This is a genomic window from Floridaenema fluviatile BLCC-F154 (assembly GCF_041929135.1).
GTDB classification, from domain to species: domain Bacteria; phylum Cyanobacteriota; class Cyanobacteriia; order Cyanobacteriales; family Aerosakkonemataceae; genus Floridanema; species Floridanema fluviatile.
Window position 1 is genome coordinate 39,543 of the sequence record NZ_JBHFNS010000040.1, and the last position, 20,479, is coordinate 60,021.

19 protein-coding genes and 2 rRNA genes are annotated in these 20,479 nt (G+C 41.6%); 13 read left to right on the forward strand and 8 right to left on the reverse strand.

What is annotated here, in order from left to right:
- Window positions 1-39: 39 nt before the first annotated feature.
- The gene (locus ACE1B6_RS08850; protein ID WP_413256890.1) at window positions 40-789 is read left to right on the forward strand and encodes a phycobilisome rod-core linker polypeptide; all 750 of its coding nucleotides are present in this window, start codon (window positions 40-42) and stop codon (window positions 787-789) included.
- Between the two features lie 55 nt (window positions 790-844).
- On the forward strand, window positions 845-1,597 hold the full coding sequence (locus ACE1B6_RS08855) for a phycobilisome rod-core linker polypeptide (RefSeq protein ID WP_413256891.1): 753 nt from the start codon (window positions 845-847) through the stop codon (window positions 1,595-1,597).
- 376 nt (window positions 1,598-1,973) lie between these two features.
- Here the strand turns inward: ACE1B6_RS08855 and psb29 are convergent, their stop codons facing one another.
- Window positions 1,974-2,696, reverse strand: a complete 723-nt coding sequence (psb29, locus tag ACE1B6_RS08860; RefSeq protein WP_413256892.1) for a photosystem II biogenesis protein Psp29 — start codon at window positions 2,694-2,696, stop codon at window positions 1,974-1,976.
- Between the two features lie 353 nt (window positions 2,697-3,049).
- Between psb29 and ACE1B6_RS08865 the strand changes: the two genes are divergently transcribed.
- Window positions 3,050-3,664 carry a chromophore lyase CpcT/CpeT gene (locus tag ACE1B6_RS08865; RefSeq protein WP_413256893.1) on the forward strand — a complete coding sequence of 205 codons (615 nt, stop codon included), beginning with the start codon at window positions 3,050-3,052 and terminating at the stop codon, window positions 3,662-3,664.
- 117 nt (window positions 3,665-3,781) lie between these two features.
- Here the strand turns inward: ACE1B6_RS08865 and ACE1B6_RS08870 are convergent, their stop codons facing one another.
- Together ACE1B6_RS08870 and hemF are read right to left on the reverse strand one after the other, a co-directional pair.
- A complete protein-coding gene (locus tag ACE1B6_RS08870; RefSeq protein ID WP_413256894.1) occupies window positions 3,782-4,150 on the reverse strand; it encodes an STAS domain-containing protein in 369 nt (122 codons plus the stop codon).
- Between the two features lie 246 nt (window positions 4,151-4,396).
- Window positions 4,397-5,425 carry an oxygen-dependent coproporphyrinogen oxidase gene (gene hemF / locus ACE1B6_RS08875; RefSeq protein WP_413256895.1) on the reverse strand — a complete coding sequence of 343 codons (1,029 nt, stop codon included), beginning with the start codon at window positions 5,423-5,425 and terminating at the stop codon, window positions 4,397-4,399.
- A gap of 289 nt (window positions 5,426-5,714) precedes the next feature.
- Between hemF and ACE1B6_RS08880 the strand changes: the two genes are divergently transcribed.
- From ACE1B6_RS08880 to ACE1B6_RS08905, 6 genes are all read left to right on the forward strand, one after another.
- On the forward strand, window positions 5,715-6,203 hold the full coding sequence (locus ACE1B6_RS08880) for an SRPBCC family protein (protein WP_413256896.1): 489 nt from the start codon (window positions 5,715-5,717) through the stop codon (window positions 6,201-6,203).
- A 175-nt stretch (window positions 6,204-6,378) separates the two neighbouring features.
- Window positions 6,379-7,449 carry an Mrp/NBP35 family ATP-binding protein gene (locus tag ACE1B6_RS08885; RefSeq protein WP_413256897.1) on the forward strand — a complete coding sequence of 357 codons (1,071 nt, stop codon included), beginning with the start codon at window positions 6,379-6,381 and terminating at the stop codon, window positions 7,447-7,449.
- Window positions 7,450-7,690: 241 nt separating this feature from the next.
- Entirely contained in the window at window positions 7,691-9,106 is a 1,416-nt protein-coding gene (gene rodA / locus ACE1B6_RS08890; protein ID WP_413256910.1) for a rod shape-determining protein RodA, read from the forward strand.
- A 176-nt stretch (window positions 9,107-9,282) separates the two neighbouring features.
- The gene (locus ACE1B6_RS08895; RefSeq protein WP_413256898.1) at window positions 9,283-9,480 is read left to right on the forward strand and encodes an NAD(P)H dehydrogenase subunit NdhS; all 198 of its coding nucleotides are present in this window, start codon (window positions 9,283-9,285) and stop codon (window positions 9,478-9,480) included.
- A gap of 73 nt (window positions 9,481-9,553) precedes the next feature.
- A complete protein-coding gene (locus ACE1B6_RS08900; RefSeq protein ID WP_413256899.1) occupies window positions 9,554-10,201 on the forward strand; it encodes an HAS-barrel domain-containing protein in 648 nt (215 codons plus the stop codon).
- A gap of 371 nt (window positions 10,202-10,572) precedes the next feature.
- Window positions 10,573-12,648, forward strand: a complete 2,076-nt coding sequence (locus ACE1B6_RS08905; protein WP_413256900.1) for a cation:proton antiporter domain-containing protein — start codon at window positions 10,573-10,575, stop codon at window positions 12,646-12,648.
- Between the two features lie 119 nt (window positions 12,649-12,767).
- On the opposite strand, the gene ACE1B6_RS08910 is transcribed toward ACE1B6_RS08905, so the two are convergent.
- Both ACE1B6_RS08910 and ACE1B6_RS08915 read right to left on the reverse strand, forming a co-directional pair.
- Window positions 12,768-12,905 (reverse strand): hypothetical protein, encoded by a 138-nt coding sequence (locus ACE1B6_RS08910; protein ID WP_413256901.1) that lies wholly within the window; start codon window positions 12,903-12,905, stop codon window positions 12,768-12,770.
- A 270-nt stretch (window positions 12,906-13,175) separates the two neighbouring features.
- Complete coding sequence (locus tag ACE1B6_RS08915; protein WP_413256902.1) at window positions 13,176-13,526, reverse strand: hypothetical protein; 351 nt, start codon at window positions 13,524-13,526, stop codon at window positions 13,176-13,178.
- A 287-nt stretch (window positions 13,527-13,813) separates the two neighbouring features.
- Between ACE1B6_RS08915 and ACE1B6_RS08920 the strand changes: the two genes are divergently transcribed.
- Window positions 13,814-14,617 (forward strand): hypothetical protein, encoded by an 804-nt coding sequence (locus ACE1B6_RS08920; RefSeq protein ID WP_413256903.1) that lies wholly within the window; start codon window positions 13,814-13,816, stop codon window positions 14,615-14,617.
- 35 nt (window positions 14,618-14,652) lie between these two features.
- The gene (locus tag ACE1B6_RS08925; RefSeq protein ID WP_413256904.1) at window positions 14,653-15,645 is read left to right on the forward strand and encodes a pentapeptide repeat-containing protein; all 993 of its coding nucleotides are present in this window, start codon (window positions 14,653-14,655) and stop codon (window positions 15,643-15,645) included.
- Between the two features lie 244 nt (window positions 15,646-15,889).
- Here ACE1B6_RS08925 and ACE1B6_RS08930 read toward each other — a convergent pair whose 3' ends face one another.
- On the reverse strand, window positions 15,890-16,390 hold the full coding sequence (locus ACE1B6_RS08930; protein WP_413256905.1) for a GNAT family N-acetyltransferase: 501 nt from the start codon (window positions 16,388-16,390) through the stop codon (window positions 15,890-15,892).
- Window positions 16,391-16,691: 301 nt separating this feature from the next.
- On the opposite strand from ACE1B6_RS08930, the gene ACE1B6_RS08935 reads away from it, so the two are divergent.
- Together ACE1B6_RS08935 and cobM are read left to right on the forward strand one after the other, a co-directional pair.
- Complete coding sequence (locus ACE1B6_RS08935) at window positions 16,692-18,614, forward strand: ABC-F family ATP-binding cassette domain-containing protein (RefSeq protein WP_413256906.1); 1,923 nt, start codon at window positions 16,692-16,694, stop codon at window positions 18,612-18,614.
- A gap of 289 nt (window positions 18,615-18,903) precedes the next feature.
- A complete protein-coding gene (cobM, locus tag ACE1B6_RS08940) occupies window positions 18,904-19,737 on the forward strand; it encodes a precorrin-4 C(11)-methyltransferase (RefSeq protein ID WP_413256907.1) in 834 nt (277 codons plus the stop codon).
- 60 nt (window positions 19,738-19,797) lie between these two features.
- Here the strand turns inward: cobM and rrf are convergent.
- A 5S ribosomal RNA gene (gene rrf / locus ACE1B6_RS08945) occupies window positions 19,798-19,915 on the reverse strand.
- Between the two features lie 91 nt (window positions 19,916-20,006).
- Window positions 20,007-20,479: ribosomal RNA gene (locus ACE1B6_RS08950) — 23S ribosomal RNA — on the reverse strand; the annotation flags it as partial.

The following is a 20,479-nucleotide window of genomic DNA, read 5'->3' on the forward strand; positions in this document are numbered from 1 at the left end:
TTTTCACACAGCACACAATTCAAAACACAAAAAAGGCTCATGTCAATACCAATGCTTGCTTACAAACCCTCCTCGCAAAATCAGCGAGTCAGGGGTTATGAAGTACCCAACGAAGATACACCCTATATCTATCGGATGGAAGACTGTGTTGATGAAACCGACCTCCAAGAATTAATTTGGGCGGTTTATCGACAACTCTTCAGCGAACATGAAATCCTCAAACAATTTCGTCAACCAGCTTTAGAATCTCAAGTAAAAAATCGCGCTATTACTGTCCGGGATTTCGTGCGTGGTTTGGCAAAAACTCAGGCATTCTATACCTTAGTTGTGGAAACAAATTCCAACTATCGCGTTGTGGAACTCTGTCTCAAACGCATTTTGGGACGTGCTCAATACAGTAAAGACGAGGAAATTGCCTGGTCAATTGTCATTGCTACCAAAGGCATTGGCGGATTTATTGACGCACTCGTTGATAGCGAAGAATATCAAAACGCTTTCGGTGATAACACAGTACCTTATCAACGTCGTCGGTATAAAGACCGTCCCTTTAATTTAGTTACGCCTCGTTACGCTGATTACTGGCGCAACAAACAAGAGGATTCCCGTTACAAATGGGGCGATGTCAATAACTTTTTGGATATGGCGCGATCGATCAAAATTACGCCAGTCATCGAAAAGCCTACCATTCTCACCGCCAATATCAAAATTCCTGACACAACAAGGGATAATAAGCCAGAAGGCACTCGCGTATCGATTAACCCAGTGGCAACCTTCCCTGCCCGTAAATAGGTGATCGAAAGCAATTTTATTCACAGCCAATCTTACCAAATTAGGAGATTATTGCATGGCGCTGCCGTTGCTGACATACAAACCATCATCCCAAAATCAGCGGGTGAAAAGCTTTGGAATCGCGGATCTTAACGAAGATACACCTTATATCTATCGCCTAGAAGATGCCGCTTCTCCTGCTGAAATTAGAACTTTAATTTGGGCCGCTTATCGTCAAGTTTTCAGCGAACACGAAATCCTGAAATTCAACCGCCAAATTACTGTAGAAACTCGTTTCGCTAACCGTTCGATCACAGTTCGTGACTTGATTCGGGAATTGGCAAAATCGGAAGCATTCTACCGTTTAGTTGTTTCTGTTAACAACAACTATCGCTTGGTGGAAATCTGCCTGAAACGCTTTTTAGGTCGCGCACCTTACAACAAAGAAGAGGAAATCGCTTGGTCGATCGTCATTGCGACCAAAGGTTTTAGCGGCTTTGTTGATGCTTTACTAGACAGCGAAGAATACACCGAAGCTTTTGGTGATTTCACCGTACCTTACCAACGCAAGCGTATGGAAGGTCGTCCTTTCAACTTGGTAACACCTCGCTACGGCGAAGACTTCCAAGAAACAGCAGGGACAGTTACTACCGACTGGCGCTTTACCTTGGACAAATTCTACAGCGCCAAGGCCAAAGAACGCCGTTTACCAGAAGGCGATCCTGGCAAATTCAAAGATATGGCAGCAGCAGTCAACACCAAACGTTACTATGCTCAAAATATCCCTGCTTCCAGCATCGATTACCTGAACAAAGTACCAAGACGCTAATTAAGATTTGATTCCACTTTGCTGGATTAAATCTTACATCTAAAATCCAATATCTATTAGCTGGGTCTGACCTTTGGGAGATAGCTAACTAATATTTTGATTAGTTGTTATCGATCTCAGCGGTTTAGACCCAGTTGTTGTAGTTATTCGGAAAGGAAAAACTTTTGATCCCAATCCGCGTTCGCTACCCCTTGATCTTCTTCCTCTTCTCTTCGCGTCTTACGCGAACGCAGTTCAATAATGAAAATTGGGAAAAAGCGTTGGTCAATTTCCCCCAATCTCTGACTTTTTCTGATTACTGGAAACACTTCAGGGGAAGCAATAATTTGTTAGTATTGCTTCCCCTGAAAAACCTGAAATCAGGTGATTTATTTATCTATTTATTTTCGCTAGAACCTTTTTGCCCATTAGGAGGCGCAACTACTACACCTCGATCGGCAGCACGTTGTTCGCGTTTTTTGCGCTCAGCTTTTACGGCATCTTCCATAATTACTAATGCCTGAGCCATTTTTTCTAAATTGCTGCGGTAAAGTTCCAAATCTTTTTGTACTTTGTCTTCTGGTAAATGCAACCCAGTAGAAACTTGTTTTAGTGCTTCAGTCAGTTGCTTAGGATCTTTGGCTAATTCGGGATCTGCTTGTTCAATTAAGTTAAATAAACCGACAGCAAATAAGCGACTGTATTTAAATTTTGGGTTGTTGGCGATCGCTTGCAGAGTTCCTTGTAAATCCCCAGTATTAGCAAAAGACTCTTCACTTAAGCTATCAATCACCTCTTTTGCCGATCGCTGCCCCACAAAAGCCCTTAACCTTTCAGCATCCTGCTTATAAGTTTGGGCATCGCTTCCCACCGCTTGACAAAGTGCAGCAAATATCGGCTCTTTATCCGCTTCCGGGCGATAACCTTGCATAAAGCGGTCAAAGGTAGTCACCACCCCTAAAGCATAAATAGGGTCATAGTTAAAGTCATTATTGACCGAAAGCAAGTGCATTTCCACCATTAATTCTTCTACCACTCGCCGATAAATCGTGTTAATCGGGCGAGTGTGGAGGGAGTAGAAACTTCGCTTAGTATCTGAGACAGTGCGGACGTTGTTCACGGAAAACAATTAAGGAGGAATTAAATTTATTGTCTGCTACACAAAACTTGGTTAAACTTATTCAATTCTCACCATTTAACTAGAATCAATCGCTTCTAGAGAGTTTGCTTCCTGCTTCCACCAAGGATGTCAGCATCTTCTTGTTGTCCACAGGCGTAAATTCGGGTCTAGCCCACCCTATTTGGTTTTCAGCAACTTCCCTAAATTACCAAAAGATTACCCTGAAGTCAATTCCTGACACTTCCCCAAGGTCAACCAGTTTGATGAGGTAGAGGATCGGGAGGTGGGGAGATGGGAGAAAAAAATTATAAGTTATTAATTAAAATTTGAAATGGCGAACATCTGGTCTTAAGATGAGATATTCTGAGGAATTAATTGCTTTAGCTAGCTATATGGCGGGTGAGTTTGATAATCAGGCACAGGCGCTCGCAGATCCCGCTTGGTACGTTCACCTGCGACTTTGGCAGCGACCTGTACCTTTGTTTACGGAAGATAGCATTACCTTATTTGCCGAACAAGCCAATATTGTTAATTTAGAAAAAGCTTATCGACCCCGAATTATTCGTTTGCGGCCAGGAACTGGCGGGAACTCCTCCCTTGAAGTGCAGTATTATATGCTCAAAGACCCTGGATTAGTGCAGGGGGCGGGGCGCGATCGAGAAAAACTAAAAACCCTAACCACAGAACAAATCGAATTCTTACCCGGTTGTACCCTTAACGTTACCCAAAACTCCTTAACTACCCCAGGCTATCACTTTCAAGCATTTTTGCCCCCAGAAGCCCGCTGTTGCTTCACCTATCAGACTGAAACCTACCAAGTTTCTCTAGGATTTGAAGCCACCCCAGAAGCATTTTTAACTTATGACAAAGGCATCGATCCCCAAACAGGAAAAGCGATTTGGGGAGCTTTACTTGGCCCTTTTCGCTTCACCAAACGTCAGGATTTTTCTGCGGAAATAACCATCTGATGTACTCACAGCCTAGTGCAGCGAGGCAGGTAGAGCAGGGGAGACAAGGAATAAAGGACAAGGGGAATTTTACCTTCTGCCTTCTACCTTCTGCCTTCTGCCTTCTGCCTTCTGCCACTAGCTAGCAATGGTGCGGGGTACACCTTCCAAAGCTTCTTCCTCGGTTTCAAATATTTCAAATACCGAGTCCATCATCGTTACTTCAAAAACCAATCTAGCTTCTGGATGTACGTTACAAATGCGGAAACTCCCCTTAATTTTATCTGCATCTCGCATTCCAGCCACCAATGACGTGAGGCCAGAACTGTCGATAAAATTGACCTGACCCAAATTCACGACCACATGACGGCTGAGTTTAGAAATACATTCTTGCAACTTTAGGCGAAATTGCCATGCAGTTGTAATGTCCAGGCGACCTATTGGTGTCAAGACGATGACAGTGTTGCCGTCTTGGGTCGTGTGGGTTTTTTGTTCGATATGAATCACTGACCCTCCCCTTTAATTCGTAAGAGTTTGGAGTTTTTGCACGCAACCTCAATCTAATCAACCATCAAGCAATCCCAAGTAAATGGGTGCGAATATGAAATTTAGAAAATCGACAGTTGTACAGTTTTGAGGTTTTAGGAAATAGTATTTTTTGTTTCTCTTACTATTGTTCCCAGGCTAAGGCAAAAATGAATAACCTGTCTAATTTTGAGTAGCTCATCTGAGTAGTTTAACTCAGACTTCTGCTTAGGAAGCAGTCCAGTTAGCCCAATCTTGAGGTTTCAAGAAAGTTTCATACAACTCAGCTTCCGGTGTATTAGGTTCTGGCTGATAGCCATATTCCCAGCGTACCAGAGGTGGTAAAGACATCAAGATCGACTCTGTACGTCCGTTGGTTTGTAGACCGAAGATTGTGCCGCGATCGTACACCAGATTAAACTCAACATAGCGACCTCGACGATAGAGTTGGAAGTTCCGTTGCCTTTCGCCATACTCCAAATTCCGGCGACGTTCTACGATCGGAACATAAGCAGGTAAAAATGCCTGACCACACTCTTGGACAAAAGCAAACAACTCTTCCCAACAGCGAGTCAATGTACCAACCTTAGCACTATGAGCCGCTGCTGACCCATTGGTATTATTTGCCCGATACAATTCCCCTTGAGCATCTTGGTAATCAAAAAAGATCCCACCAACACCCCTGGTTTCCTGACGGTGCTTCAAGTAAAAATACTCATCACACCAATATTTAAACGTCGGATAGTATTCTGGATGGTGAGCATCACAAGCCTGCTTAAAAGTCTTGTGAAAATGAGCCGCATCCTCAGCAAAAGGATAGTAAGGTGTTAAATCAGCACCCCCACCAAACCACCAAACTGGCCCAGCTTCAAAATAACGATAATTCAAATGCACCGTCGGAATATAGGGATTGCGGGGATGCAATACCATCGAGGTACCAGTCGCATAAAAACCATGCCCAGCTGCTTCCGGGCGTTGTGCCAAAATCGAGGGCGGTAAATTTTCGCCCCAAACTTCCGAAAAGTTAACCCCGCCCTGTTCAAAAACTGCACCTTCGCGGATCACGCGAGAACGACCTCCACCGCCTTCTGGACGTTCCCAGGAATCTTCTTGGAATGTGCCTACGCCATCTAATACTGCCAAACCTTGACAAATCTCATCCTGAATTTGGCGCATAAACTGGCTAACTCTAGCTTTAGAATCAGCTGGAGGTACAGAATTAGAGGAGGTTGCTTCGGAAGTTGAAAAAGCCGTCATATCAACACTTAAATTCCAATGTTACGCAAACGAATAGCCCATCGAGAAAGATTAGAGCGTTTTTAGATTAACTCGAATTGGGTCTTCAAGGATAAATAACTAAGTTAACTTTAATTTAGAACAGACGATAAAAATTCTCCTAGTCCCCAGTTCCTAGTCCCCAGTTCCTAGTCCCCAGTCCCCTTGTTCTAACAAATATTTGCCAAAAATTTCTTAAGGGGGGATGTTATCCAATACACAATTAGCATACAATCAGGCTGTCTTGGAGGCTTGCTAGGGGAGGATTGCCATGATTCCCAATTTTTTCTCCAAATCTGTCCGTAAACGAGTCCAAAAGAAATACCGAGTTTCCCTTGCCAGGACTTATAAAGCCCTGAGTTCCGCCTCGGTGGATGCGCTTTGGCAGAAAATGACCGATTTAGCTGATGTTTCTTGGCATCCCTTGTTAGCAAGCACGAATGTCCCTAAAGGTTTGGTGGCTAAACCTGGTTTAATTTACCAGGCAATTACCCGATCGATCTTACCCATCCCGATTCAAATTTTTGTCGAACAAGTCAGACCCAGAGAGTTACTCAGCGTCCGTATCATCACTTTACCAGGACTAGAGGAACGAGTGACTTACAAAGTTGAATCCACGGTTTGTGGCACTCAGATATCTTATTCTGTCACCTTACGGGGTTGGTTGTCGCCTTTAATTTGGTCGTTGATTCGATCGAGCGCCGCAAGAGTTGCGGCACAATTAGCTGATGCAGCGGAGGAAAAGCCGTTATTGAGGTAGGGACTGGGGACTGGGGACTGGGGACTGGGGACTGGGGACTGGGGACTGGGGACTGGGGGACAAGGTGATAAGGATCTATACTTATGAACTCCCATTAACTTTAAGATTCCCCCATTAGTTAAGATTCTATAAGAATTAACCTCAAATCACCCCTAAGAACAAGGGGAGAACACAAATGTCAGAAGTTCTCAATGTCAGCACAATTTTAGAAGTATTGCGACCAGTCCAAGACCCGGAACTCCGCAAAAGTCTGGTGGAATTAAATATGATTCGCAACGTCAAGGTTGATGCTGGCAATGTCAGTTTTACTCTTGTGTTGACGACACCTGCTTGTCCTTTGCGCGAGTTTATTGTCGAAGATTGTCAAAAGGCAGTGAAGAAACTACCTGGGGTAACAGATGTCAAAGTTGATGTTACCGCAGAAACACCTCAGCAAAAATCTCTCCCTGACCGTACCGGAATCACTGGAGTAAAAAATATTTTAGCTGTTTCCAGCGGTAAGGGTGGCGTAGGTAAAAGCACCGTTGCCGTAAATGTCGCCGTAGCTTTGGCGCAAGCTGGCGCGAAAGTGGGAATGATTGATGCCGATATTTATGGCCCTAATGTGCCCACAATGCTAGGACTTACCGAGGCTAAGGTAGAGGTACGGCAAACTCCACAAGGGGAAATTTTGGAACCAGCTTTTAATCACGGTGTAAAGATGGTTTCAATGGGCTTTTTAATTGATAAAGACCAGCCTGTGATTTGGCGTGGTCCGATGCTCAATGGTATTATCCGACAATTTCTTTACCAAGTAGAATGGGGCGAACTGGATTATTTAATTGTGGATATGCCTCCGGGAACTGGGGATGCTCAGTTAACTTTAGCCCAAGCTGTGCCAATGGCGGGGGCAGTAATTGTGACTACGCCGCAAAATGTAGCTTTGTTGGACTCCCGCAAAGGGTTAAAGATGTTCCAGCAGATGGGAGTTCCGGTTTTGGGCATTGTAGAAAATATGAGTTATTTTATTCCGCCTGATTTTCCCGATCGCCAGTATGACATCTTTGGCTCTGGTGGTGGCGAGAAAACCGCAGCGGAATTAGGTGTACCTTTACTAGGTTGTGTACCTTTGGAAATTCCCTTGCGTGAAGGTGGCGATCGCGGTATACCTATTGTGGCTGCTAACCCAGATTCTGCCTCTGCCAAAGCCTTAAAGCAAATTGCGGGACAAATAGCCGCCAAAGTTTCCCTCGCTGCCTTAGCTTAAAAAAGCAGAGGAGCCCAGGGACAGAGGAGAGGAGAATTCAAAACTCTCACTCTCTCACTCCTGAAACTCTCTCCAGGGCGGGTTTTGTTGTTAAATCTTCTGCTGTGACTACAGACTTATCTGCTAAACCCGCCCCTACAACTCAAAACTTAGCCAGTCCCCATTCCCTGCCATTTCCATTTAAAATCTAGAATTTGAAATCTCAAATTGCCGCGTGCCCTAGTCCCTGATGTCAAAAACCATGTTGTTGAAGTCAATAAAATCATTTCGCTGGAAGTCTCTTTTCTTACCTTGGCAACAAGCAGACCTTTGGTTATTTCTGCTGCCTTTGGGACTTTCTATTTTGGGCGGTATTATGATTCGTAGCACAGAACTCAATCAAATTACGCCTGGATGGTGGCAACCTTGGGTCTTTGCTTGTAGCGTGTTAGCAATAGTGCTGGTGGTAGTGGTTGTCGTAGCACTATATGTCGCTCACGAGTCTTGGCAGCAATGGTTGATTGGTGGCATTGCTTTTGGTTTGATTTTTATGAAAGCTTTTTTAGCGGCTCCTAAATGGGCGGAACATATTCTCATTGCTGTTGTCGGTTTAAGCTTAATGCTTTTATGCGCTCGCTGGCGTTATGAAAACTTGATTAAATGGCATTGGGTGATCTACGGCATTACCAATCTGTCTCTGATATTTGTCATGTTTGCTGGTACTAGTGCCAAAGGTGCTCAACGTTGGATTAGTATTGGTGCTTTTAATGTTCAACCCTCGGAATTTGCTAAGTTGTCGTTGATTATTACCCTAGCTGTGCTGTTAAGTGCGAAAAATTCGGCGACTATGGGCTCTTTAGTTAGGTCTTTAGCAATTACAGCTGTTCCTTGGGGTTTAGTATTTTTACAACCAGACTTGGGAACTTCTCTGGTTTTTGGGGCGATTACTCTGGGAATGCTTTACTGGGCTAATGTGAATCCTGGTTGGTTGATTTTGCTCAGTTCTCCGATTATTTCCGCAATTTTGTTTAATGTTTACTTGCCGGGATGGTGTGCTTGGTCGGCGTTAATGGCGTTTATTGGCTGGCAAACTCTACCTTGGCCTGTCAGGGGTGCTGTGGGTGCGGTGGCGATTAATTTAATTGGTGGTGAAGCTGGACATATTTTTTGGAGTCTGTTGAAAGATTATCAAAAAAATCGGATCATTACTTTTTTGAACCCGGAACACGATCCTTTAGGTTCGGGATATCACTTGATTCAATCTCGGATTGCGATCGGTTCTGGTGAACTTTGGGGCAGAGGTCTGTATCATGGGACTCAAACTCAGGGGAATTTTGTTCCTGAACAACATACGGACTTTATTTTCTCTGCCATTGGCGAAGAACTGGGTTTTGTGGGTTGTATTGTGGTTTTGCTGGCTTTTTGGTTCCTCTGTCTGCGTTTGGTGATGATTGCTGAGAGTTCTAAGAATAATTTTGGTTCTCTATTGGCTGTTGGTGTTTTGGCAATGATTGTGTTTCAGGTGATTATCAATGTGGGGATGACTATTGGTTTGGCACCTGTGACGGGGATTCCTTTGCCTTGGGTGAGTTACGGGCGATCGGCTATGTTGACTAATTTTATTGCTGTAGGATTGGTAGAATCGGTGGCAAATTATCGACAGCGACTTAAGTTTTAGGGACTGGTTACTGGGTACTGGGTACTGGGAATAACAGGCAAGATGCCTGTTCTACGGCACTGGGGAGGTGGGGAGATGGGGGGAAGTTCTTTAATTTACATCAACAACTCTCCACTGCTCCCAGCAGAAGTAATTGATAGTAAGCTAATAATCAAGTAATCACTGAGGAGAAAATCATGTTTTTGCCTGGATCTGCTGTGCGTGTTACGAATGTCAATGATATTTATTATGGTTTTCAAGGGTTAATACAACGAGTCACGGATGGTAAGGCAGCTGTCTTGTTTGAAGGGGGTAATTGGGATAAGTTAATTACTTTCCGCCTTTCGGAATTGGAAGTGGTAGAAACAACGGCTGGTAAGAAAAAGGGCAAGTAACAAGTAATAGGTAATAGGTAATTAAATTGGCAATTACCTATTATCAACTACCAATTATCAAGTAACTAGTATTATGCGTCTTCCTTTACCACAATTTACTGGTGGAACTCGCCAGCCTAATCATTTTGCTGAGGTGATCGAAACTGCTACTTCGGAGTTTTTGGCTCAATGTTTGGAACCAGAAACTTTGAGTTTTCCAGCGATGCCGCCTTTTGGGAGTTGGGTCCGATCGATCGATGAAGAGTCAGATAATCTGATTTATGCTGTAGTTTATCATGCTACTACTTCGCCAATTGATTCTGTTCATCGCGCCCGTGCTTTAGGAATGTCTTTGGAGGAGTTGAGGGAAGAACAACCCCAAATTTTTGCGATGCTCAAAACAGAGTTTCGCGCCGCTATTGTCGGTTATAAACTTCCGGGAAAAAAGCAGCAAGGTTTTTATCAGCATATTCCTCCTCGTCCTCCCCAAATTCACCAAGCTGTTTATTTTTGCGAACGTGAAGAAATAATTGTGTTTAGTGAAGAGTTGGATTTTTTGCGAATGCTATTACAAGTACCACAAGCGCCTGTGGATGCACTTTGCGCCGCAGCAATACGCGAAATTTATCAGCTACGAAAGGGCGATCGTACTTGGTTGGTAAAAGCTGGACGTTATTTAAGTACCTTACTTAGGGATGATTACGATCGCTTAAGAGTGATTTTAAGTCAAATCCATTTATAAAAGGATCGGTTTTTCTATTTAATCAGTTTCTTTGTAGCTTTAGCAACAATAAATTAATTGCCGAAAAGCTTAAAATTAAGAGATAAATCTACGTTACCAATATTCATTTTCCCCTAAAGACGTAGTATTAAATCTATCCACAGACTAGTAGACTAAGTATTTTCGATCGGGTTAAATTAACTTGGCACAACTTATTAAGCTGGGATAAACTGAACAATGTAATACTTAAAATTAAACATTAAAAATACTTGTTGATTTAGCCAGAGCAATCTTGCAACACCCTAAACTGAAAAAAATCTAACCTAAGAAACAAAGCAACTATTGATGTTTCTTCATTGAATGACGGAGCCCCTTATCTAACCTGCCACATTATGGAATCAATTTTGCACGTAGTTCAGCAGCCAATTGTGCCCTTTGCGATTTTGCTAGCAGTAATTCTTACTGTACCTCCCCTATTTGAAAAGTTGCGATTGCCGGGATTAGTTGGGTTACTAGCAGCAGGTGTGATTCTTGGCCCCAATGCTTTAAATATACTGCAAACTGAACAGCCAACGATGGAATTACTCTCAGACATTGGGTTAGTTTACCTGATGTTTGTCGCTGGATTAGAAGTGGATATGGAACAGTTCCGCAAAACTAAATATCGTTCCGCAGGTTTTGGCAGTTTTACTTTTATTGTGCCGCTAATTTTTGGAACAATTGTGGGGCGAGTTTTTGGTTTTGACTGGAATGCTTCAATTTTAATTGGTTCTCTATTTGCTTCTCACACTCTTTTGGCTTATCCAATTGTCAGCCGTCTTGGGGTGGTGGGAAATGAAGCGGTGACAGTGACAATTGGGGCGACAATTTTCACTGACATTGGTGCTTTGTTAGTCTTAGCAGTTTGTATTGCGATTCATAAAGGTGAGTTTTCTGTAACTAGTTTAATCACTTTGTTGGGGATGTTAATTGTTTATTCTGCGATCGTTTTATTCGGGTTTGATTGGGCAGGAAGGCAATTTTTTCGCCGCACAGGTGACGATCAAGGTAATCAGTTTTTATTTGTCTTGTTAGCAGTTTTTCTGGCTGCTTTGGGTGCAGAATTAATTGGAGTGGAAAAAATTGTTGGGGCTTTCTTGGCAGGGTTGGCGGTGAATGATGCGATCGGAGAAGGACCAGTAAAAGAAAAGGTAATATTTGTTGGTAGTGTCCTATTTATTCCCGTTTTCTTTGTGGATATGGGACTGCTAATTAATATTCCTGGCTTTGTGAAAAGTTTATCATCAGTTTGGTTGACATTGGCAATTGTTGTCGGATTAGTTCTCAGCAAATTTTTAGCTGCTTTGTTCGCTAAATTATTGTACCGCTACAACAAGCAAGAAATGCTAACAATGTGGTCGTTGTCTATCCCTCAAGTAGCGGCAACTTTAGCAGCAACTTTGGTTGGTTTTCGAGCAGGAATTCTCAATGAAGCAGTATTGAATAGTGTTTTAGTTTTAATGTTAGTAACCGCTACTTTAGGGCCATTAATTACTAGTAAAGTTGCTCCGGGCTTGCGGGTAAAAGAGTCTCATATCGCACCTTTACCACCAAAATTAGAAATAGAAGCAGAGGAAAAACTTAGCTCTAAGTTCACAGTAGTAGTGCCAGTCAGAAATCCCCAAACGGAAAGGTATTTAATTGAAATGGCGGCGATTTTGGCGAAGCATGAAGGCGGTCGAATTTTGCCCTTAGCGATTCCCCAAGCTCATGTTCACATGGATGCTTCGGAGTTGGATAGTGCCTTAAAACGGAATCAAACCTTACTCAAACGGGCAATGGAAATGAGTCGGGAATTTGGCGTGGAGGCGGAAGCAATATTACGTATTGATGATTCAGTTTCTCAAGGAATTAGTCGTGCTAGTCGGGAAAAGAATGCTAATTTAATTGTCATGGGTTGGGGTAATCGCACGAGTTTTCGCGCCCGGTTATTTGGAAATGTGATCGATGAGGTTTTATGGGCTTCTCATTGCCCAGTAGCAATTACCCGGTTGCTGGATTCACCTAGCAAGATTCAGCGCATTTTAGTACCTGTGGAAAATTTAACTAATCAAGCTGTGAGGTTAATCAGATTTACCAAGATTTTAGCTGATGCGAATCAAGCGCAGGTAACTTTGTTAAATGTTTGCGATCGCCGCACTTCTGATAGTAAAATTGCTTGGACTACTTCCCAAATGAATCTGTTAATTGAAAAATGGATTCCTGACATTAATACTGATGTTAAAGTATTGGCTAATGATGATGTAGTAAGAGCAGTACTTTATGCGTCACAACTTTCGGATTTGGTAGTTTTGCGATCGGAACGGCAACGCACTGCTGCGGGACTAGCTATGAGTAACATTACTACAGAAATAGTGAAACAACTTAATTGCTCTTTAGTGTTACTGGGAGAACCACAAAAAAACTATCGAGGAGTTGTATCTTACTAAAATAAAAATTTCTTAGTGCAGAATGGCGGAAATAACTATCCGTTTATCAAAAGGCTAAAACCTGCCTTGACAAGTTTTTCTGCCTTCTGTCTTCTTTAGTGAGGAGCGAGTTGAGATAATTAAATTTCGTGGGATTCTTCCATAATTTCAATTATCACCCAACCGATATAAGAGAGCGCCAATAGCAGCACAACGGGAACTAAATAGGCAAGTGCGAATGTTTGTAGTGCTGAAGAGAAGGGAATGTATGGTGCCATAATTGGCCTCCTGAACATTATGCTATTTCTAATATTCCCTCAATTGCGATCGTTTTATCTACCGATTTCTAGTAATTTATACTCTATCTGCTGGCTAAGTTTGCTTGGAATTCCTCATAATTGCTAAAACTTTTGCTTATCAGGAAAGCTATTGGCTGGACTGGGGACTGGGAATAATAGGCAAGATGCCTGTCCTACGGGACTGGGGAGGTGGGAGGAAGTTTTTGACATTTACATCAACAAAACAACTCTCCCTCCTCCCTCTGCCCCTTAGTAAGTACGATGGCAAGGATTTTGTAACAGTTTACCGTCTCGATCTATACTAAAATCTTGTCCGGGAATTAAACCTTTGGCAATTAACTGTTTATAGTTAGTGATTGCAATTATTCTCTTGATTTCGCCTTTAATATCTGCCGGAATTAGATTTTCCGCACACCAAAAAAATAAATCTACATCAAACCATAACAATCTTTCCATACTTACCAGCACTACACCAGCTAACTCTTCTAGAGTCAGCTGTGCTTTCAAACTCAAAATTAAGTCGGAAACAATCTCTCGATGGCGAGTCATCATTGCCGTAGTCAACTTAGAAATTTCTTCTTCTAATTGGAAATAATTCATGCAACAACACCTTGTAAATTACCAAACGTACAGCTTGTTCGTTAAAAAATTACTGTTCTGCTAAGTATACCCAAAGGAGGAGACTAATATATCTTAGGCAGGATGGCAAAGTATGAATTTTTTTCCAATTTTCGCTACGAGTTAATTAAATCTTTGTCAAGATGAGATAGTCTGGTTGCACTGTGAGGTAATCTATAAGAAGTCTTGATTTACAGTCTGGGAATGTCCGATCGTAATAAAATAGACTCAAGACTTTCTCATCTCAATAGTTGAGTGTGGTAGCGATAATGAAAGCTTTATCTTTGCTTGATGAAGTGGTCAAAAACTTAGAAGAACATCAAAATTCTTTACGAATTAAAAAATTAATTTATGCAATTTGTAAAAGCAAGTGGGAAAATGATGTCAACAGGTTAAATAGCATAAAACTAAAAGAACTCATTCAAGAATTACAAATTGCCAATCCTACTTTAGATTATTTGAAATATTCTTTAGATAAACTTGTCAAAACTCTGAATAAACCAGGAGAGTATACTTTAGTAGCTAATGTGATTGTTGAACAAATGACCAGACTTTATCCAGAACCCGAAGAAGCTACCCAACAGGTAGTAATAAAAAACCAAACTATGCAACAAAGTTTGGAATATAAACCTAACTTAGGATGGGAGGAACCTTCAATAAGTTACGATCCCTTTGAATTGCGAATAGAGATTATGAAATATACTAATCCACTCCGGGCAAAAATTTTGGCATATTCGGTAGTATATCATCTCTTTGACTTTAGTTCCCAAGATTGGTTAAGCTTAAAAACCAAAGAACTAGACGTTTTGTTGCACAAGTTATTTGACAGATGTAAAACTTTAAAAGACTTAGAATATCGTCTGCAAACAGCAGCAAAAAGCTTAAATCCAACCGATGAACATACACAAGCAGCTGGGGCAATTTACCAAGCAATGAAACGTTACTATGGTAATCGAGAATTAAATCATTATCAACTAGAAAACTTTGTAATGAATTTTGATGGTAAAGTTAAAGATGATAATGACGATCGAGATGATGAAGGCGAAGAAACTCGTCAAATTCGCCCATCTTAAAAACTGGAAAAATTTATATTCATAATTAGAAAAATATGAACCCAAATGAACTTTTAAAACGTTATGCCGCAGGTGAAACTAACTTTGTCGGAATTAATTTGCGAGGTGTCAATCTATTTAATGCAGATTTGATTGGCATCACTCTCACGGGGGCAGATTTAAATGGGGCTAACTTAATTTTTGCTTTTTTGAGTCGGGCACATTTACGAAAAGCCAATTTAATTCGGGCTAAACTGGATGGAGCAAACTTAAATCAAGCAAATTTAACAGCTGCGAATTTACACAATGCTGATTTACACGGCGCTAGTTTGCAAGGCGCTGATTTACGCAGTGCAGATATCACTTTAGCCAATCTTTTAGATGCTAATTTAATAGATGCAGATTTGCGGGGAACTAATTTAAGCGGGGCTAATCTCACTGGTGCTTGCTTACGGGGGGCAAATTTCCGGGAAGAAAAGCGAATTTACACGGCGAATTTAATCGGCGCAAATTTACATAAAGCTGATTTACGTGGGGCGAATTTAACAGGCGCTAATTTAGCGAAAGTTGATTTAAGTGGCGCTAATTTAACTGAAGCAACTTTGCGGGAAGCGGATTTAAGTGGCGCTAATTTAGCTGGGGCAAAATTAGGAAATGCTTATTTGAGTGATGCTAATTTGAGTGGCGCTAATTTAGCTGGTGCTTATATGCGAAGTATCAAATTAGAACGGGCAAATTTAGCTGACGCGGATTTGAGAAATGTAGATTTACGAGATTCGTTGCTGACGGATGCGAAGATGAGTAGGGCGAAAATGAGTCGGGCAAATGTCAGTCGGGCGAGATTAATTAAAGTTGATTTAAGTCGGGTAGATTTCCGAGAAGCTAACTTATCGGAAGCAGAATTAATTGAGGCTTATTTGGCGAGGGCTGATTTTTCTGGTGCAGATTTGCGAAAGGCGAATTTTGCTAGGGCAGAATTGAGTAGTGCTAATTTAATGGGTGCAGAATTGGAGGGTGCTACTATGCCTGATGGTTCAATTCATGATTAAGCTAATCCCTTTATGATTGGGCGATTGAAATCGCTGCTACATAAACAAAGTCCGCCTGCGCGGACTAAAGAATAACGCCGATCGCGCTAAAATAATCTCGTAAACATATTTAGAACCAAAGGATATTCGTCAATCTTTGCTTTATGCAGCGTGGTTAACTCAAGAACGAGTTTATACTTGTACAACTGCGGAAAAAGTTTAATCTAAACTCCAGAATTAACGATAATATTCTTGATCCGAAATCCTAGTTAGTCGCCTTAAAACCATCATGAAATACAATAACTCCCTGGGGAATTGTTTGGGTAAACGGCAAAATCAGGAAAAATTCTTGGGGAATTCCCTCATAAATTAACTCTGGATAATTTTTGAAACCAAAACGCTTGTAATAATTCGGATCTCCTACAAGGGCACAGCCTTGGGCTCCCAGATTTTTTAACAAAGACAAACCTTCATTGATAAGGGCTTTGCCAATCCCCTGCTTTTGATAATCTGGCAATACTGAAATTGGGCCGAGTCCATACCAACCTGCTGTACCATCTGATATTGTTACTGGTGAAAAAGCAATATGCCCTACGACTTTGCGATCGATCTCCGCAACCAAAGAGATAGTCAGCACACCAGCAGCACGCAAGGCGTGTATGATAAATTGCTCCGTATTGTTGCTAATCGGATGATTTTTAAAAGCGGCTATTGTAACTTCTGTAATTACTTCAATATCCGTATCTGTTTCGTTTCTGATAATCACTTTAACCTCTACAAATACAGGAATTACGCAATTGGCACAATCTGTAGGGTGCGTCAGAAGTTAAAACTCTGATTTTTTCCATCACGTTTAATGTCTGACGCACCCTACAATTCTATTCTTTAACGTCCACAAATCATTATATTATTTATTAGATTGCTAATTTGAATAAACTTGAAAAATGGGAAGTCTTTTTTTACCGCAGATGAACGCAGATGAACGCAGATAATTTTTGATGATAGTTTGATAACACAGAAGTCTGGGAGAGCGTTACACTAGGTTATTGGTAGACAAGCTGGGAATTATGACTATTTTTACATTGCGATCGCTAAAAAAAGACTTCGGCATTAAAGAAATTCTCAAAGATGCCAGTTTTAGTTTAGATGAGGGTGATAAAGTTGGGCTAATTGGCACTAACGGTTCGGGAAAATCGACTTTATTGAAAATGATCGCTGGTTTAGAACCCATTGATAGTGGCGAAATTTGGGTTAATGCGGGTTCTAAAATTGTTTACCTACCTCAACAGCCAAATTTAGATGAAAATCACACGGTTTTAGAACAGGTTTTTGCTGATAGTGGCGAACAAATGGCGTTAGTGCGGGAATATGAAGAAATTTCCGATAAATTAGCTCACGGACATGGAAATCATGATAAGTTGATGTCGCGTTTGTCTAGTGTTTCGCAACGCATGGAAGAGGTGGGTGCGTGGGAATTGGAAACGAACGCCAAAGTGATTTTAAGTAAGTTGGGAATTGAAGATTTTGATGCAAAAGTTGGCGATTTGTCAGGCGGTTATCGGAAAAGAATTGCTTTAGCAACTGCGCTTTTATCCGAACCTGATGTGTTATTAATGGATGAACCAACGAACCATTTAGATGCGCTTTCGGTGGAGTGGTTACAGAGTTATTTGAATCGATTTCGTGGTGCTTTGTTGTTGATTACGCACGATCGCTATTTCTTGGATAAAGTTACTAATCGAATTATTGAGATCGATCGCGCAGACCTTTACACTTATTCTGGGAACTACGCTTATTATTTAGAGAAAAAAGCGGAATCTGAGGAATCAGCTGTTAGTAGTCAGCGCAAACACGCCGGAGTTTTGCGCCGTGAGTTAGAATGGTTAAAAAGAGGGCCAAAAGCACGCAGTACTAAACAAAAAGCGCGGATCGATCGCATTCGAGAAATGCAAGCGCAAGAGTTCAAACAATCCCAAGGAAAAGTGGAAATTTCTACTGTTGGAAGACGCATTGGTAAGAAAGTAATTGAACTCGAAAATATTTGTAAGGCTTATGGCGATCGCACTTTAATCAAAGATTTTACCTATAATTTTAATCCCGAAGATCGCATCGGAATTATTGGAAGCAATGGTGCAGGAAAATCCACATTAATGGATATAATTATTGGAAAAGTACAACCAGATTCGGGAACTGTAGAAATTGGTTCAACTATTCACATCGGTTATTTCGATCAACACTCGGATGATGTAAATATAAACGAAGAACAGCGAGTAATTGATTACTTAAAAGATGTCGCTGAACTGGTGGAAACTTCCGACGGAAGTGTAATAACTGCTTCGCAAATGTTAGAAAGGTTTCTGTTTCCGCCGAATCAACAATATGCACCTATTAGTAAACTTTCCGGTGGCGAAAGAAGGCGCTTGTTTTTATTAAAAGTGTTGATGGGTGCGCCAAATGTGTTGATTTTAGACGAACCAACAAACGATTTAGATGTGCAAACTTTAGGAGTTTTAGAAGAGTATTTAGAAGATTTTAATGGTTGTGTAATTGTGGTGTCGCACGATCGCTATTTTCTCGATCGTACCGTTGACATGATTTTTGCTTTTGAATCTGGGGGGAATTTACGTTTATATCCCGGAAATTATTCAGTTTATTTAGATTATAAAGCCGCCGCAGAAACCGAAGAAAAAGAAACCAAAAAACCTAAAGAAGTTTGCGAACCTAACAATCAGAAATCTCAAGTCGAAACTCCAAAGTCCGATCGACCTCGTAAACTCTCTTTTAAAGAAAACCGGGAATACGAAGAACTAGAAACTAAAATTCCTGAAATGGAAGCGGAAAAAGAAGCAGTTGAGAAAATCCTCTACAATAATCCTCCGAGTGATTTTAATGAATTACAACAGTTAACTGATAAGTTGGCTGAGTTGACGGAAGCGATCGATTCTGCTACCGAAAGATGGTTAGAATTAGCAGAAAGAGCAAGTTCATAGTTTATTGTTCGGCTAGGATTATTCAGACGTAATTGCTGGGTTTACCAATTTAATTCCTTTTTGTGGGACAATCTTTATCTACACACCAAACTTTTGGCAGAAAAACTAATTCTGGTATCTGGTAATCAACAAGAAAAAAATGATTTCCCCTTTATATTCTCCAGAATCAGTAGTTTCTAAATAACTTCAGCCATCTGTAAAAAAAAAGCCCTAGAGAGGAATCCCTCCAAGGCTTAACCAGGGTGCATCTACCACTTACTATTTCCCTAAATATATCTAGACATCCGGAATGATTTTTTCAGAAAACTCTCAACCTATAACAGGATCGGAAAAAGCGATCGTACCTCTACCACCCGCAGTTTACATTGTCGGTGCTGGCCCAGGCGATCCCGATTTATTAACAGTCAAAGCACAAAAAATATTAGCCCAAGCAGATGTAATCTTATTTGCTGATTCCCTAGTACCAAAGCAAATTTTACAGGGAGTTCGTCCTGATGCAGAAATTATCCCGACAGCGAACAAAACCTTAGAAGATATTTTACCAGTAATAATTTCACGGGTACAAAACGGTAAATCTGTCGTTCGTTTACACTCAGGAGATCCCTGTCTTTACGGTGCCATACACGAACAAATGCAAACTTTAACAGAAGCAAATATTCCCCTAGAAATAGTACCAGGAATTAGTGCTTTTCAGCTAGCCGCAGCTAAACTGAAAGTTGAGTTAACTGTACCGGAAATAGTCCAAACAATCATTCTTACTCGGATGAGTGGAAATGCTTCCGCAGTACCAGAAACAGAAGAGTTAGCATCTTTAGCCGCACATCAAGCAAGTTTGTGTCTTTACCTAAGTGCGGGAATGGTAGAAGCAGCACAAACAAAATTAATAGCACATTATTCTGCTGATACACCAGTAGCAATTTGTTTCCGCTTAGGTTGGCCCGATGAAAAGATTTTACTAGTTCCTTTACATCAAATGGCAGAAGTAACTAAGCAAGAAAATTTAATTCGCACTACACTTTATGTAATTAGTCCAGCTTTGGGTGAGGTGGGGAAAGTGCGATCGAAACTTTACCATCCAGAACATACCCATTTATTCCGACCAAAACCAGTTACTCAAATATAAGCATAAAACAAAAAACCCCCTTTCTGGATGAAAGGAGGGATTTTGTGTTTTTGAATAAAACCCTGGCACCTTGCTATTGTCCCAGGCAGCAACCCGCCAAGTATCTTCGCCGCAGCAACGTTTCACCACCGAGTTCGGGATGGAATCGGTGTGGTTCCATTGCGCCAACAGCACCAGGAAAACTTGTGCGTTGGGATAAACCCAGAAGACTGCATAGAGAAAAGAGATTTGAGAAACTAGAAAGTAGAAATACCAAATAGTGTGTGTAGTAGGTCAAGCCCTCGGTCTATTAGTACGCCTCGGCTGCATCCATTACTGAACTTCCACCTAGCGCCTATCAACCCATGTTCTCTGGGTGACCTTACTGGATTAACTCCATGAGAGTACTCATCTTCAGGTGGGCTTCCCACTTAGATGCTTTCAGCGGTTATCCGCTCCGCACTTGGCTACCCTGCGTTTACCGTTGGCACGATAACAGGTACACCAGCGGTGCGTCCTTCCCGGTCCTCTCGTACTAAGGAAGGCTCCTGTCAATACTCTTACGCCTGCACCGGATATGGACCGAACTGTCTCACGACGTTCTGAACCCAGCTCACGTACCGCTTTAATGGGCGAACAGCCCAACCCTTGGGACGTACTTCCGCCCCAGGTTGCGATGAGCCGACATCGAGGTGCCAAACCTCCTCGTCGATGTGGACTCTTGGAGGAGATCAGCCTGTTATCCCTAGAGTAACTTTTATCC

Bases quoted from the DNA above. Each gene is read 5' to 3' on its own strand.
- ACE1B6_RS08880 (WP_413256896.1), top strand. From the start codon at position 5,715: ATGATTCCCAATTTTTTCTCCAAATCTGTCCGTAAACGAGTCCAAAAG.
- ACE1B6_RS08850 (WP_413256890.1), top strand. From the start codon at position 40: ATGTCAATACCAATGCTTGCTTACAAACCCTCCTCGCAAAATCAGCGA.
- ACE1B6_RS08865 (WP_413256893.1), top strand. From the start codon at position 3,050: ATGAGATATTCTGAGGAATTAATTGCTTTAGCTAGCTATATGGCGGGT.
- rodA (WP_413256910.1), top strand. From the start codon at position 7,691: ATGTTGTTGAAGTCAATAAAATCATTTCGCTGGAAGTCTCTTTTCTTA.
- ACE1B6_RS08935 (WP_413256906.1), top strand. From the start codon at position 16,692: ATGACTATTTTTACATTGCGATCGCTAAAAAAAGACTTCGGCATTAAA.
- ACE1B6_RS08915 (WP_413256902.1), bottom strand. From the start codon at position 13,526: ATGAATTATTTCCAATTAGAAGAAGAAATTTCTAAGTTGACTACGGCA.
- hemF (WP_413256895.1), bottom strand. From the start codon at position 5,425: ATGACGGCTTTTTCAACTTCCGAAGCAACCTCCTCTAATTCTGTACCT.
- ACE1B6_RS08910 (WP_413256901.1), bottom strand. From the start codon at position 12,905: ATGGCACCATACATTCCCTTCTCTTCAGCACTACAAACATTCGCACTT.
- ACE1B6_RS08900 (WP_413256899.1), top strand. From the start codon at position 9,554: ATGCGTCTTCCTTTACCACAATTTACTGGTGGAACTCGCCAGCCTAAT.
- ACE1B6_RS08885 (WP_413256897.1), top strand. From the start codon at position 6,379: ATGTCAGAAGTTCTCAATGTCAGCACAATTTTAGAAGTATTGCGACCA.
- ACE1B6_RS08905 (WP_413256900.1), top strand. From the start codon at position 10,573: ATGGAATCAATTTTGCACGTAGTTCAGCAGCCAATTGTGCCCTTTGCG.
- ACE1B6_RS08925 (WP_413256904.1), top strand. From the start codon at position 14,653: ATGAACCCAAATGAACTTTTAAAACGTTATGCCGCAGGTGAAACTAAC.
- cobM (WP_413256907.1), top strand. From the start codon at position 18,904: ATGATTTTTTCAGAAAACTCTCAACCTATAACAGGATCGGAAAAAGCG.
- ACE1B6_RS08920 (WP_413256903.1), top strand. From the start codon at position 13,814: ATGAAAGCTTTATCTTTGCTTGATGAAGTGGTCAAAAACTTAGAAGAA.
- ACE1B6_RS08895 (WP_413256898.1), top strand. From the start codon at position 9,283: ATGTTTTTGCCTGGATCTGCTGTGCGTGTTACGAATGTCAATGATATT.
- ACE1B6_RS08855 (WP_413256891.1), top strand. From the start codon at position 845: ATGGCGCTGCCGTTGCTGACATACAAACCATCATCCCAAAATCAGCGG.